Below are 13,441 nucleotides of genomic sequence, written 5' to 3' on the forward strand. Positions count from 1 at the left end.
TATATCAGGGTTGGGCGATGCGCATGTCTACCGACAAAATCTGCGGTACAAGCTGTTTGATTGTTGGCAAGGGAAGGGCAAAGCTTGTGCAGGGGATATGTCATTGATGTTTGCGCTTGAGAACTGTCGTCCGCTTGGTACCAGAAACCGACGTTTATTTAGCACTTTGCTGAATTTTTCCATCCTCTCTGTATCTCGTACCATACAGAATCGTTATGGCGTTATATAGTCAGTTTATCAACATCTGAAGCTCTGGTATTTCGAATGGGTTGAAGGTCCATTATCAGTTAGGCGTTGGGCTTTTAAGTAGAAAGGTTGGTGATGATGAGCGTAAGCGAGTTCTGCCAAATGTCGATTGAAGGGATCATCAGTACGATGGCGTTTATTGCCGAACAGATGCAACAGCGCATGTAGCAAAAGGGCATGATAATAGCGCAGAATGTAGTGATGCTGAAAAAATAGTACTTCTCACGTTTCCCCTGTGGAGTATGACACCCCCCAAAATCTCACTGCAAAACGCATAGCATAAAAAATCCGCCCTGCAATGAGAACGTAATAAGCACCTACTAATTTCAGTAGTCACAAAAGTTGAAATAATATGTGGATTAGAATAAGAATAAGTTTACTCTGTAGTCATTGTTTCGAGCAGCGTGGTGAAGTTTATCTGCTTGGGATTTTTAATTAACTCTGGTTTGAGATTTCTCTTCTCACAAGGATATGATTGTGGCAAAGCCTAAAACTCCTTCTAAACTGATTAAAGGTAATATATTTGAATATTACGTACCTAAAATACGCGGGGCAAAACCAAGGCCTAAGCAGATTATTAACAAAAAAGATCCAACTAAAAAGATTTATGATAAAAGCAAACCAGCTAGTTTTTTAAAAAATTCTTTTACGAAGACGACAAGAATCCCATTCGGAAGTGGCGCAAAAAAAAATCTTTCAGCGCATTACCCGGCACTACCCCTACCACAAATTGTACATGCCGCGCTTGAGTGTGGGTATGGTCGTACAGGAATGTGGTCATCTCATCTTCTTCTAAATCATAACGAGTCACTTGAACTGGCGTCTTACTTACTTAAAAGATTACTAATGGTGGCTTCATGTATCAAAGTAGGTAAAAACGATGCTTATTTCACGCAGGAGTTTTATTCAAAAATAGAACCTTCAGAAAAAGTTGCAATCTCATTTATAGCAGGTGGTATAGGTAGTTTCATTGCTGCATACCATTGGCTTGCTGCTGCGGGTGAAAAAATCAATGTTATGTTGCATACCAGTATTTATACTAAAGGATTGCATCCCTCTATATTAGCAAACCCTTTCACTACTAAAAAATCACCCGACTATCTTATTGAGTCTGATACCGGAGAATGGCATATATTTGAAAGTAAAGGTGGCACGGATGCTGGGCGTAATAAAAGGATTCAGGAAGGTTTACTGCAGCTTGGTGCTATAACACATCTGGCATGGGCTTCACCTACTTTGACTTTAAAACAGGTGCAAACCAATGTATGTACGCACACGTCCATTGATGCTGGCCGTCCTTTGAAGGTGCTTGCCTATGATCCCCCGGGTGAGTATACCGAAGAAGGGAAAAACATCATTCTTGATGAAGCCGTTTGCAAGCTGCTGAAAATCGTTGAAAGTTTAGATCAATTCCATGTGCTCGGGACAGAGATGAGAACAGAAGATGACTGGGAATGGAAGACTGTGCCGCAGATAAAAAACTTAATAGTGGCTCTGCCATCTCAATATTTCGATCTTGAAGAGGAGCTTAGAACACGGCTTGGATTATATTTTATCGCTACTGAAATTATTGATAAATATAAGAGGGGAGCACAGTGGTCGGTAGAGTTCATCATAAAAAATATCGGTAAGAAAATTTCATCCTACGAATTTAAATATAAAGGTAACGCTATAGTGGAGAAATTTTTGAACTTTATTTCAGAACTTAATGAAGTTGATGAATCCACCTCCTTTATTTTACGTTGTCGTCAGCATCTGAAACTTGATGAAATACTTAATGAATTCAATTCTTTATTTGAGAAAGTTATCATTAAATCGGCTTTACCGAAATCGCACCGAAATGGAATTAAAGGATCTGATGCTTTGACCTCAAGCGGAATGTTAATCAGAGAAGTTAATAAAGTAGATTAATATATTCAGATATAAACGAGGATGGGTATCAATTCCTATGACTAAGCTTCTTTCCTGCTAAAAGAGCATCAGTATGCTCCACGAAGCCGAAGCCGAAGCCGAAGCCGAAGCCGAAGCCGAAGCCGAAGCCGAAGCCGAAGCCGTGAACGCTTCCGCAAGCATACATTTTTATACTTCCCGCTCTATATCGGCTGCAAGAAATCTGGGGCACGGAGGCCATTGAGATGAAGTGACTTAAGTCGACAGAAGCGGAAACGCCCGACTCATAAAGATGCTTGCCAAAGCCATGCTGGATAAGTGAGCGCTTCAGTTAGTACTTGGGCGAAACTACGTTGACAGGCCAGAAGCAAGAAGCCGAGATGATGAAGTGTGATGCGGCCGATCTTTCGCGACGTCGCTGCAGTAGGGTTACGAGTTTGTCCCTACCGGACTGACTCTACGCATTCAAGAGCTGGTAATTGAACACAGACGCCTCGGTTATCGGCGCATTTGGGAGCGACCGCGTCGGCGACCTTCGTGCAATCACATGAGGTATATCTCATTCTTGATTCTGGCGGGCCAAATGAGCCTTGCCGCAAAAAACTGAGAACGGCTGACACAGTTTGACAGCGGGTTGTGATTAACTCATTAGCTGACCGTCATACGTATAAAATATTACTCAATTCTCAGCGAAAACTGCCGTTAATAATCATATGGATTGAAAGGAACAGAAACAATGAAGCAACTATGGGAAAAACTGGAAGTCATTCTGCAAGACCGCGACCCTGAGGTATTAATAGATCTTGCACCTCCGGCCACAGATGAAGAAATCGTCGCGTTAGAGCAGGCCCTGAGTGTAATCTTGCCAGCCGATTTTGTAGCCTTCATGAAAATTCACAATGGTCAGCGTGGTATGAGCCATGGATTATTTGATGATTGCGAATTCTTATCCACTTCACGCATTTTGCAGGAGTGGCGTGTCTGGAAAGATTTACTTGATGGTGGCGATTTTGATGGAGCTGAGTCGTGTCCGCAAAGTGGTATTCGTTCGGAATGGTGGAATCCCTCCTGGATCCCGTTTACTTACAATGGAGCGGGCGATCATCTTTGTCTTGACCTTGCCCCGACTGACGCTGGGATTCGCGGGCAGATTATCACGCTCTGGCATGATGATGGGGAGCGTAGAAAACAAGCGGACAGTTTCAGTGATTGGCTCAGACAGTATGTAGAGCAAATGTAGGCTTTTTTGCAATTGATTCGATTAGCCAGGAGGGTAAATGGATTTAACATATGAAGACTTAAAACAACAGCGCCTGCAAAAACTCTTCCACGATTGCCAGCAGCAAGTGTTGTCACAAATTATTGGGCCTTTTGGGCTTTCAACGGCCATGTTTGAGGATCGCAATGGCGGCAATGTAACGACGATGCATAATTTCGAGCGTGAAGAGTCGGATTTCATCGCTGATAAAGACATGTCCAGTCATGCGAAATCGCGTGAGGATTACCAGCGCAAAGAATATGAAAGTAAAGATTTTACAAAAAAAAGCGTGAAACTCCGGGCCGGTGGTATTGATGGTTATACGGGAAAAACGACCAACGCGGCGGATATGGATCTCGACCATGTCACTTCACTAAATACATTGTCCAAAAATAAGAAAGTGCATCTTGCTCTTGAAACCGGGAAAGGCGTTGAAAAAGTCGTCAAAATGGCCAATTCCGACGAAAACCTGGTAACCACACATAAGTCGATTAACCGTTCAAAAGGCGCTGCTGAACTCGATACTTTTGCAGAAAAAAATGGTGAAAGATTTGAGCTGGACCCAGAACGAGTAGCAGCAGCGAAGAAACAATCTAAGGACCATATTTCGACAACGCTTAACTCGGCGCTAATGAAAAAACAAAGCGCAGAGTTGTTGCAGACAGGCGGCCAACAAGCGTTGCAGATGGGGCTCAGACAAGCTCTTGGGCTATTGCTCACTGAACTGGTAAATGGCTTGTTTAACGAGTTCAAAGTGCTTATTCAACATGGTGTTGAAGTGGGAAAAACATTGTTTGAGGAGGTCCGACAGCGCTTAATGCGCGTAGTTGCTTCCGTGACCAAAAAAATTCCCGATGCGCTGGGACAAATGTTCCAGGGTGGAGTGAGTGGATTCATGAGTAATTTACTCACCTTCTTGCTTAATAATTTTCTCTCTACCGCAAAGCGTTTCGTGACCATGATTCGGGAAGGGCTGTTGGGACTTTTCCGGGCATTTAAAATGATTTTCTTCCCACCGGCACATATGACGGCACAGCAAGCGTTACAGGAAGGACTGAAAATGCTCACTGCTGTCATCGTGACTTCGGTCGGTATGTTGTTGAACGAAAGCATCGCGACGTTTATGGCGACTGTACCGTTTCTGAAACCTTTTGCAGATATGTTCACCCCAGTTCTCATAGGCATTGCCACCGGATTGCTTTCTGCCTTTCTCTCGTATCAGATTGATACGTTTTTTGATCGCTCCCGTTTTACGTTAAGCGAAAAATTCATGGATGAGATGCTCGCAGACGGTATACGTCGTGAAGCGTTTGCCAGTGAGCTGGTGACACTTTCAGAACGTTCGCTGGGTAATATTGAAAATTACGCGACTGCTATAACCCAGTATCAAGCTATTGGGGAAAACCTGGCTACTGCAACGATTTCGACTAAAGCAACACTGGCATGTCTTGAGAGAACTACTGCCGAGACAGCTGTGCAAGTGGCGCGGAGTACTGCTGCAATTGTGTTTATTAATGAAAGCCAGGCCGAAATTGATGACTTTCTAAAAAATATTTGAGAACAGTAAGATGAGTTTGTTAAACAAGCAGGAACTTCAGGTTATCCAGGCGTTTTCGTCCGCAGATTTACCGGAACGTGTCTTTCGCGACAGCAACATTAAAGAATTGATTAGCAGTATGACGGAGGAGCAGCAAACGGTTCAGAAGAGCGCGAAGGATCTTGACCGCCTGCGCAGGGAACAGAGGGACGGAAACTTTATAACTAACTGGTGGAATGATCGCGACGATTTGTTACAGGATGCGCAGATTGATCTCAATAAAGCCATTGGTCGCCTGACGCAAAAATCTTCTCAGTTATTGATTGTCAATACGGCGCTATCCAAGCTACTGAACGAGCAACAACAGATTTTATTGAATCAGCAAAACATTCTGGAAGGCCAAACACGCTCCCTTGCTGAACAAAATGAACAAATCCTGAAACAACAGGTGCTACTGGAAGAACAGCAAAAAGAGATTAATAAGGCCAACCAGGGATTAATGGATGCAAAAGGGGTAACGCAAGATCAGGCTAAGCAGCTAATTGGCTGCGTAAAAAGGGTGACAGAGGCGGAAAACAAAATTGGCGAGGCAAACGCCACCTTGCTGGCAGAACTTGAACAGCGTATTGCTAACTTTTCTTCTGATCTTGCGCAAAAATTGCAAAGTGGCCTTGATGACCAGGTAGGACGGCATAGCATGCTCGAACAGACAATGGTGGACAATCAGGCTGTTCAAAAGAGTTTCGTTGAGAAGATGCAGCAATCCTTGTTGCAGGAACAGCAGTTGTCTCATCAGCAACTGCTCGGCGAGCTTGAGCGAAACCGGATGGATTTAGTTAATTCGGTTAAATCAACCGTAAACCAGTGTGATGCGCTCCAGCATGAAATATCCGTTGTTGTGGCGCAACAAGCTGATAGGCAAACAGGCATTGATCATGCTATTGCTGAGTTACAGGTGAATTTTCTCAAATCCCGATTTCGTCATCGCTTTGTACTGACGGTGATGGGTTGCATTGTTGGGCTTTCTGTCGGTTGGCAAATTGCGCAGCACTTTATGATCTTCTGATTGTGTTAAACCGCATCTGCATAATGGATGCGGTTTGGACTGACCGCACACAGAAAACAATTCCTGTCCTCACGACGAAGCATTTTCGATGTCCTCCGGACTGATTTCCCAGAGACGCTCGGTGCATATAACTTGTACAAGGTTCTGTCAGCTGCGATGCAGCCGTGATTTCGCTGGCTTAAAGCCACGTTCCGAAACGCCTTTGACTATGCCATACGCCACAATCGGCCGCCGGGAGCAACACATTTATGGCGAACGGATGCTTATTGGATCATTATCTGCTTCGTTAGCTCCTTCTGAAGTTGGCGGAACCCAGCCTGAGCTTCTGATTGCCTATGTTAGTTAAGGAGTCTGGCCCGTATTTCTTTATTCGGCGTAAGGGGGATATGGGATCGTGTTGCAATGCTGGATACGGAATGACAGCGTTCAACAACCGGTATGACTACTTCGATTTTAAACGCATAGGGTTAATACTGAGCACTCATAGGCATCTTTCTTAAAGCCAACTTAACGACTCCGGAGTCGTCTCTCATACCTGTGACGATTCAAATATTCTGTTGCAGTTCACTTTCTGATAGGATTAATCTGAATATTTTCCACTGGGACAGGGATATGAAAAAAACATTGATTGCAACATTAGTAAGCATAACGATGTTAACCGGGTGTGGGCCTAAAGAGTTAACTCCAGAGCAAAAGCAGGAAGTGGCGGCACTTAAGGCTGAGCTGTCCCAAACGGAGGGAGAAATCTCTGCAGCGAAACATATTGATCAACAATTTTCAGGTGGACTGATCAAGAATTTAATCACCGCAAGATTGGAAGTTTTAGGAACGAATAAGGCTCTTTTAGAACAGCGTATAAATGCAATTGAGTCAGGAGCCAAAATTGACGTCGTTGTTTCAGGTGTCAAGCCAGACCCTGAACTTGCTGCTTCTATTAAAGCTGAAATGGAGGACCTGGCAGTAAAAATAAACGAAGAAAAAACAGATGCCAGCCAGTACAGTGGTGGTTTAATACAGGTCTTAAAACTGTCAACGGTTGCTACTGAAGAGCAAAGCATGGCGATGTTGCAGCAAAAATATCTCACGGCTAAATATGGGCTTGCTGAAGTTAAGCTTGCACCGGTTCAGGATAATGTTGCAACCGCCAGCAGTAAGAAGGACACAACCGCTGAAACAAGACATGAACAGCCCCCTCTGCTGCCACCAGCTGATGGTCCGTTCGGACTCGAGGCTGGCCTGACTCAAAAGAATATCGAAGATATGATCGGGGCAAAGCTAAAACCACTTCCTGACAGCGTAAATCTCTATACTTCCGATAAGTTACCGAAGTCCAACGCTGATTTTGAAATGTATGGTTTGTTGATCTCGCCTAAAGCAGGCTTATGCCAAATCAGAGCTGTCGGTAAAAACATTGATACTGATAGTTATGGGCTTGCCTTGAAATCTCGCTTTGAAGAGTTGAGTAGCTCGTTAAGCTCGCTTTATGGAAAGGCTGAAACCACAGACCTTTTACTGTCAGGTTCTATCTGGAAAGAACCTCAGGACTGGATGATGGGGCTTAACAAAAAGGAACGATTCCTTTCAGCTACCTGGAAGGGAACGCAGGAAACGCCGCTGAAAAATAACATTGGTGCTATTTCTATTGAAGCAAGAGCGAACAGTTCTGCGCAGGGGTATGTTTACCTTCAGTATACATTTACAAATGATGATGTTTGCCAGGCTGAGATCGATGGGGCTAAAAAAAGCTCTCTATAATTTTTCTTAATCAGGCCCCTTCGCAAGGGGCTTTTACTATTTCACTATAAGGGCTCAACATATGTTATATGATGCTGACCTGCTCACTGTTAATTAATACGTTGTGATCTTTAGTATTTCTTCTTCAGAAACGTGAGGGCATCCCTATAAAGACGCGTTGTTCTGAAATCACCCTCTATAAATGACGAAGGAAATCTCGGAGCAAGGCTAAGTCAGGCCGATAGCGGCGAATTAGTATAGAGCCAGATAATAACGCATCACTTTTTTCGAGATGTTATTTCGATCTTACTGGCGATAGGTGTCTCTGTACCGGCCTCAGCAATTCATCGTTGGTCTGCGGAACATCTCGTTATAGTGATGTCGCGTCAAACGACGAACAACGGTGATGTTTCTTCTTGATATAGCATACTGAAAATGACGTTACTGAACGCCCCACAGACATATTTGATGACAAAGACAGTTAGCTACGCATCCTGCTCTAAGACCACTATAAATTCCAGTCTACGCGGTCTGATAAAACCTTGCACTCCAAATGCTGTAAGCTGCCACAATGGTTTGCCATCCACCTCATCAACCGTTTCCAGCGTGCAACCCATTTCATCAAGCAAGAGGGTTAATTCTTTTGAGTCGGGCTCCAGTAAACGATCCACCTTACTGTGCCCCATATAAGACCACTCGCCATTCTTTTCTTTAAAATAGAGGAATGGGCTACATTCCTTTTGCACTTTCTCAAGACGGGTGAAGTAGTTTCGGTACTCATTATCGCCAGAAACGAACAATAGATTATCCAGAGGTCCATTGACCTCTCTGCGCGCAAAGATGGCGCGAATTAATGTGGAGGAATTGCCACGCGAGGGATTTAAAAAACCGCCCTGCGACAGTCCCTTTTCGCCCGGTTTCAGGAATTTATAACGCTTCTGTATGTCCCTGAACGCATAGTTTTCACCGACGGTAAATGCCATTGCTCTTCTCCTGAAAAAATCTATCTAAAAAATAATTAACGACCAAAAAGTTGAAAACTTTATCCAATAGTAGAAAAAATCGCGACTTCATGCTGTTTATAGTTTGTCGGGAATTGCAAGCATGCCTGTAATCCATACCATTCGCTTATTAGATAATTTCCGGAGAATAGTTCAGATATCCTCCAAGGCCAATGTACGCTCTTCGCTCATAGCGGCCATATGAAATGGAGGCATGACAGGATTGTTTAGCAGCAGGAAGAGGACGTTTGGGCATCTGTGACCTGCTCCCGGTTAATTATCTCATGCCGTTGTTAGTACAACTCTCCTGCAGTTGAGACACATGCTAACTTCCGCTATTCGCTCAAAGCAGACCTGAAGACCAGCTAGCCTGGCCTCTGCGAGCCAACAGCAGACGTTAAGCGTTAGTTGACGGATCATACTCCCACTGCGATTCGTCACTGTAAATCGTACCATCATCATCCATTACTTGGGCATTAAGGTGTCTTGCAATCCGCAACATCTTTCTATACAGGTAGATACGTTAGCGAATGCTGATAAGCATCATCTGATGCTCAGGCTTATGAACCATGTTTATGTCGTTGATATGATTTTCAGAGCCAAGATTACTGGACAAAAGCACCAATACACCGCGTTAAATACGGCAGATACCCCGACTGCAGACGAGCTTCTGACAAAGATGTTTGAATGCACTAAATGGTATATTCAACACGTCGGTATAATAATGAACACGTCTGATCTTTCTGAAATCGTTAAATTTCGTTTCGTCGATGGTGGGTATGGTGAAATGAAGGCAGGAGATATGCTCAATCATGTCCTTTTTCACGGTTCATATCATCGCGGCGCGGTGGGCTGGATGCTTTCAGAAACGGGAATAGCCCCTCCTAAGGATGTATTAACCGTTTTCCTGAGGGATCATCATCACGAGTGATTCAACCTGAAGGTTAACCAGATTTCACGCCGAACCGTTTCTCTTTTAAGGATGCCAGTATGACCAATTTTCATCAATTTACCGCCACCAGCCTGGATGGCCGTCTTATCTCAATGGACGACTATGCGGGTAAGGTGGTTTTGGTCGTGAATACTGCCAGCCAGTGTGGCTTCACGCCGCAATACGCGGGCCTTGAAGCGCTCTACACGAAATACGCCGGTCAAGGGTTAGTGGTGCTTGGCTTTCCCTGTAACCAGTTTGGTAAGCAGGAGCCCGGCGGCGCCGATGAAATCTCGAAGACTTGTTACATTAACTACGGCGTAAGTTTCCCCATGTTCGAGAAAGTTGAGGTAAACGGTGGCGCAGCGCACCCGGTGTTTCGTTATCTGAAAAAGGAATTGCCTGGCGTGCTGGGAGGACGGATCAAATGGAATTTCACGAAGTTCCTGATCGGACGCGATGGGATACCCCTCAAGCGTTTTGCACCGATGACGACGCCCGAGAAAATGGAGGATGCAATTCTTGAGGCACTGGGGAGGTGAGCGCTTTGGTAGTGATTTAGCGTGCATGATGAACGACGACATCGCAGTTATTATCCTTGCGCCATAAAAAGGTTCATTGGAAGCATCGGGTTGTGTGAAAAATTGGTAGTTGAAACATGACCAGTCAATACAGAAAAATAGATCACTATTTCTGATGCTTAAATGGACTGAGAGGTAAGAAGTGATCGTGTCTGAAACAATAAAGAAAATTGTTATAGTGGCATTTGTGGTGAACATGGCCGCAGGATGTGCGCCGTTGCATCCTTCTGGATGCCATAAGACCACGGCAACGGGCAGTTGCAGTTCAGGGCGCTGGGACGATCAGGATGAGTGGGGCGCGCAAGCGCGGGCAATCAGGGCGGCAATAAATGCCAAACTGGATGAGCCGCAAAACTGGAAAGGGAAAAAATGCAGGCTGCATATTGAATTTGCTCAGGATGGCACGCCTTTAAACATATCCACCAGCAACGGCAATAAAGCCTATTGTGAAGCGATAAAATCAGCAGCCCATAAAGCCAAATTCCCGGCATTCAACAATCCGGAAGTCTACAGAGATTTTCAAAAATCCGGTTTCGATATGCGCGGGTAACATGCTAACCGCCCTTTGTAAGGTAGCGTCACTCTGAGCTAACACTCACTATGTCGGCCCCGGTTCCACTTTTACACACAGATACCGGTTCTTCTGATACCTGTGTGCAACGTGTTCATACCTGATGTTCAGGGATCCGGGCGATAACTTTTATTTCAAAATCAAATCCCGCCAGCCAGGTAACGCCCACGGCTGTCCAGTTCGGATACGGTGGCTTAGGGAAAAGCGTTTGTTTCACCTGCATAATGGCTGGAAATTGATTCTCCGGATCGGTATGAAAGGTTGTCACATCAACAAGATCGGCAAACGTACATCCTGCAGCGTCAAGCGTGGCCTTGAGATTATCGAAGGCACGCTCTACCTGCATTGCAAAGTCGGGTTCGGGTGTACCGTCTTCCCGGCTACCCACCTGTCCGGAAACAAACAGTAAATCACCAGAGCGGATCGCTGCAGAATAACCGTGCTGCTCATACAGCGCGTGGCGATTTGCAGGGAAAACGGGTTTCGGTTGGTTCATAACGGATCCTTTCTTTGGACAGGGACAGTGGATGCGCGGCATAAATAAATGAATTAAGATACGCGGCGTATGTCAACTTAATCACACATACGCCGCGTATGTCAAACGACTTGCGTGGTGTAGATTGCAAGGAGTTCTTATGGCAGCCAAACGCCGCGCCGAAACGATGGAAGAAACCCGCACTAAATTGATTGCGGCTGCACGTAAAGCCTTTGCCGAAAAAGGGTTTGCCGCAGCCTCGATGGATGATTTAACCGCCAGCGTGGGCCTGACGCGCGGGGCCCTGTATCATAATTTTGGCGATAAAAAGGGGTTACTTGCCGCTGTCGTTACCCAGATTGATTCTGAAATGGCGCAAAGCGCCAAAAGTGCAGCGGCGCATGTGAAGGATGACCAGCAAAAGCTTCTGGCAGAAGGGATAGCCTATATCGAGATGGCGTTGGATGAAGAAGTCCGTCGCATCGTTCTGCTTGATGGTCCGGCTTTTCTTGGGGACCCGGGAAAATGGCCGAGCCAGAATAACTGCCTCGACGCTACGCGTAAGAGCCTTTCCGACCTGATTGAACGCGGCTTAATCGAACCGGTAGATGTTGATGCCACCGCCTGGCTGTTAAACGGTGCCGCACTGAATGCCGCCCAGTGGGTGGCCGCCAGCGAAGATCCGCAGCAGGCATTACCAAAAGCGATTCAGGTTTTTACCCTGCTGGTAAATGGCCTGGTGAAGGGCGTCATACCTCCCGAAGCCACGGCGTAATCGTTAATCCCGTAAGCAAGCCCTCCGGGCTGAGCAGGCGGGTGACGGTTTGCCCCCATGGTTCTGTGCGGTTTGCCACCAGCAACCGATAGCCTTTTTCAGTCAAAATACGGGTAGCCGAGTCCAGGTCCTGAACCTCGTACTCAACCCATCCTTGCGGTATCGGGTGCTCAGCGGGCCATTGTTCTTCTCCAAAGCAGGACATTGCCGCCTGTGTAAGCGGCCAGACGGCGAAATGCTTCACGCCTTTCAACTGGCCCACTTCTGCGAGCAGATAATCACTGTTCCCCTCCATCGGCTTAAGCGGAAGGCCGAGTGTATGGATATAAAACGCGGCGCTGGACGCTGTGTCCCGTGAAATAGGCCCGAACCCAGCGACAAATAAAACATCAATTCCCGGTAAAGCTTGCGGCATATCCCCTCCTGTATGACGTAACACTTACGCTGAATTTATCTTACGACCAGTTGAAATACGACTCTCAATTCTGGCATCGCTTTCACCGAGTCTACACGTTCCCGACGGGTTTAAATTTCAGTGCGATGACGTGCGTTTCAACGTGAGTTTTACTCAACCTCAGTTTTGGACTCATCACACTATACTTACGACCTGAAACCGAAGGGGGCGCACGAGGATGGTATGCCTGGCTAGAACTTATCCAGATCCCGCATGGATTTATCACACCCACGGATGGTCTGAGTCAGCGTTTGAAAAATCCCTGTCTCTCTTAAAATTACCTGTCCGCGCGGAGCGGCAGATGCGATGTTTTCAACACGCTAGCAGCGTTTTGTTTCATAAATACCGTGGCTTATCGGCTTTTCAGAATGGTATAACGTCCTGCGGCAATCGGGTTGCCGCCAGCTGACCACATTCACAAAGGTGTATATGAAACAAATTACGTTCAGTGACCTGCAGCAACAAAGCGAGCAGGCTGCCAATTCTCCTCGCTTACGCGCGCACCGCAATTTACATCCCGAACTGAGCGACCCGGTACAACGCCTGGCTATCGCGATGGAGCCAGGTACCTATGTTCGCCCTCATCGCCACCCGCACACGTTTGAACTGCTGACGGCTCTGAGCGGTCGCTTTCTGGTGTTGAATTTTGATGACAGCGGTAACGTGACCCAGCGCGTGGTGTTAGGTGAAGACTGCAAAGTGCTGGAGATGGATGCCGGTACCTGGCATGCCGTGCTGTCGCTGGATAAAGGCGGCGTCATTTTTGAGGTGAAACACGGCGGCTATCAGCCTGTTCCGGAGCACGATACCGCTCCATGGTCACCGGCTGAGAACGCGCCCGGTAGTGCGGAGCTGATGAAATGGTACGCTCAGGCACAGGTGGGTGATGGAGGTTTTACCCTGTAATTTTCTCTACTTTTCC

General features: G+C 46.1%; 12 protein-coding genes and 1 pseudogene. 10 read left to right on the plus strand and 3 right to left on the minus strand.

The genetic code is table 11. The features are described from left to right. Nucleotides 1–723: 723 nt before the first annotated feature. The 5 genes from ABFI50_RS19280 (at nucleotide 724) to ABFI50_RS19300 (ending at nucleotide 7,752) form a co-directional block, all read left to right on the plus strand. On the plus strand, nucleotides 724–2,157 hold the full coding sequence (locus tag ABFI50_RS19280; protein ID WP_127312451.1) for a hypothetical protein: 1,434 nt from the start codon (nucleotides 724–726) through the stop codon (nucleotides 2,155–2,157). A 715-nt stretch (nucleotides 2,158–2,872) separates the two neighbouring features. Continuing rightward, entirely contained in the window at nucleotides 2,873–3,376 is a 504-nt protein-coding gene (locus tag ABFI50_RS19285; protein WP_032636512.1) for an SMI1/KNR4 family protein, read from the plus strand. Between the two features lie 37 nt (nucleotides 3,377–3,413). After that, nucleotides 3,414–4,952: a hypothetical protein gene (locus ABFI50_RS19290; RefSeq protein ID WP_347484832.1), complete on the plus strand. Its 1,539-nt coding sequence runs from the start codon at nucleotides 3,414–3,416 to the stop codon at nucleotides 4,950–4,952. Between the two features lie 10 nt (nucleotides 4,953–4,962). After that, nucleotides 4,963–5,997 carry a hypothetical protein gene (locus tag ABFI50_RS19295; RefSeq protein ID WP_049010936.1) on the plus strand — a complete coding sequence of 345 codons (1,035 nt, stop codon included), beginning with the start codon at nucleotides 4,963–4,965 and terminating at the stop codon, nucleotides 5,995–5,997. A gap of 612 nt (nucleotides 5,998–6,609) precedes the next feature. After that, nucleotides 6,610–7,752 (plus strand): hypothetical protein, encoded by a 1,143-nt coding sequence (locus tag ABFI50_RS19300; protein WP_347484834.1) that lies wholly within the window; start codon nucleotides 6,610–6,612, stop codon nucleotides 7,750–7,752. 464 nt (nucleotides 7,753–8,216) lie between these two features. Here ABFI50_RS19300 and ABFI50_RS19305 read toward each other — a convergent pair whose 3' ends face one another. After that, the gene (locus tag ABFI50_RS19305; RefSeq protein ID WP_049010933.1) at nucleotides 8,217–8,714 is read right to left on the minus strand and encodes a hypothetical protein; all 498 of its coding nucleotides are present in this window, start codon (nucleotides 8,712–8,714) and stop codon (nucleotides 8,217–8,219) included. A gap of 529 nt (nucleotides 8,715–9,243) precedes the next feature. Between ABFI50_RS19305 and ABFI50_RS19310 the strand changes: the two are divergent. From ABFI50_RS19310 to ABFI50_RS19320, 3 genes and pseudogenes are all read left to right on the plus strand, one after another. Next, nucleotides 9,244–9,663 (plus strand): annotated as a pseudogene (locus ABFI50_RS19310) (DinB family protein); the annotation flags it as partial. A gap of 59 nt (nucleotides 9,664–9,722) precedes the next feature. Next, nucleotides 9,723–10,205: a glutathione peroxidase gene (locus ABFI50_RS19315; RefSeq protein WP_063614000.1), complete on the plus strand. Its 483-nt coding sequence runs from the start codon at nucleotides 9,723–9,725 to the stop codon at nucleotides 10,203–10,205. 235 nt (nucleotides 10,206–10,440) lie between these two features. Then, nucleotides 10,441–10,794: a cell envelope integrity TolA C-terminal domain-containing protein gene (locus tag ABFI50_RS19320; protein WP_063614092.1), complete on the plus strand. Its 354-nt coding sequence runs from the start codon at nucleotides 10,441–10,443 to the stop codon at nucleotides 10,792–10,794. A 115-nt stretch (nucleotides 10,795–10,909) separates the two neighbouring features. On the opposite strand, the gene ABFI50_RS19325 is transcribed toward ABFI50_RS19320, so the two are convergent. After that, complete coding sequence (locus ABFI50_RS19325) at nucleotides 10,910–11,311, minus strand: RidA family protein (RefSeq protein ID WP_063614001.1); 402 nt, start codon at nucleotides 11,309–11,311, stop codon at nucleotides 10,910–10,912. A gap of 139 nt (nucleotides 11,312–11,450) precedes the next feature. Between ABFI50_RS19325 and ABFI50_RS19330 the strand changes: the two genes are divergently transcribed. Continuing rightward, nucleotides 11,451–12,065 carry a TetR/AcrR family transcriptional regulator gene (locus tag ABFI50_RS19330; protein ID WP_014883722.1) on the plus strand — a complete coding sequence of 205 codons (615 nt, stop codon included), beginning with the start codon at nucleotides 11,451–11,453 and terminating at the stop codon, nucleotides 12,063–12,065. On the opposite strand, the gene ABFI50_RS19335 is transcribed toward ABFI50_RS19330, so the two are convergent. Further along, the gene (locus ABFI50_RS19335) at nucleotides 12,040–12,480 is read right to left on the minus strand and encodes a VOC family protein (protein WP_023330340.1); all 441 of its coding nucleotides are present in this window, start codon (nucleotides 12,478–12,480) and stop codon (nucleotides 12,040–12,042) included. The genes ABFI50_RS19330 and ABFI50_RS19335 overlap by 26 nt on opposite strands. Nucleotides 12,481–12,948: 468 nt before the next feature. Here ABFI50_RS19335 and ABFI50_RS19340 point away from each other — a divergent pair, with 468 nt between their 5' ends. Further along, nucleotides 12,949–13,425 (plus strand): WbuC family cupin fold metalloprotein, encoded by a 477-nt coding sequence (locus ABFI50_RS19340; protein ID WP_014883727.1) that lies wholly within the window; start codon nucleotides 12,949–12,951, stop codon nucleotides 13,423–13,425. Nucleotides 13,426–13,441 lie beyond the last annotated feature (16 nt).

This window comes from Enterobacter sp. HNDS-6 (assembly GCF_039850505.1).
Lineage (GTDB): Bacteria > Pseudomonadota > Gammaproteobacteria > Enterobacterales > Enterobacteriaceae > Enterobacter > Enterobacter kobei.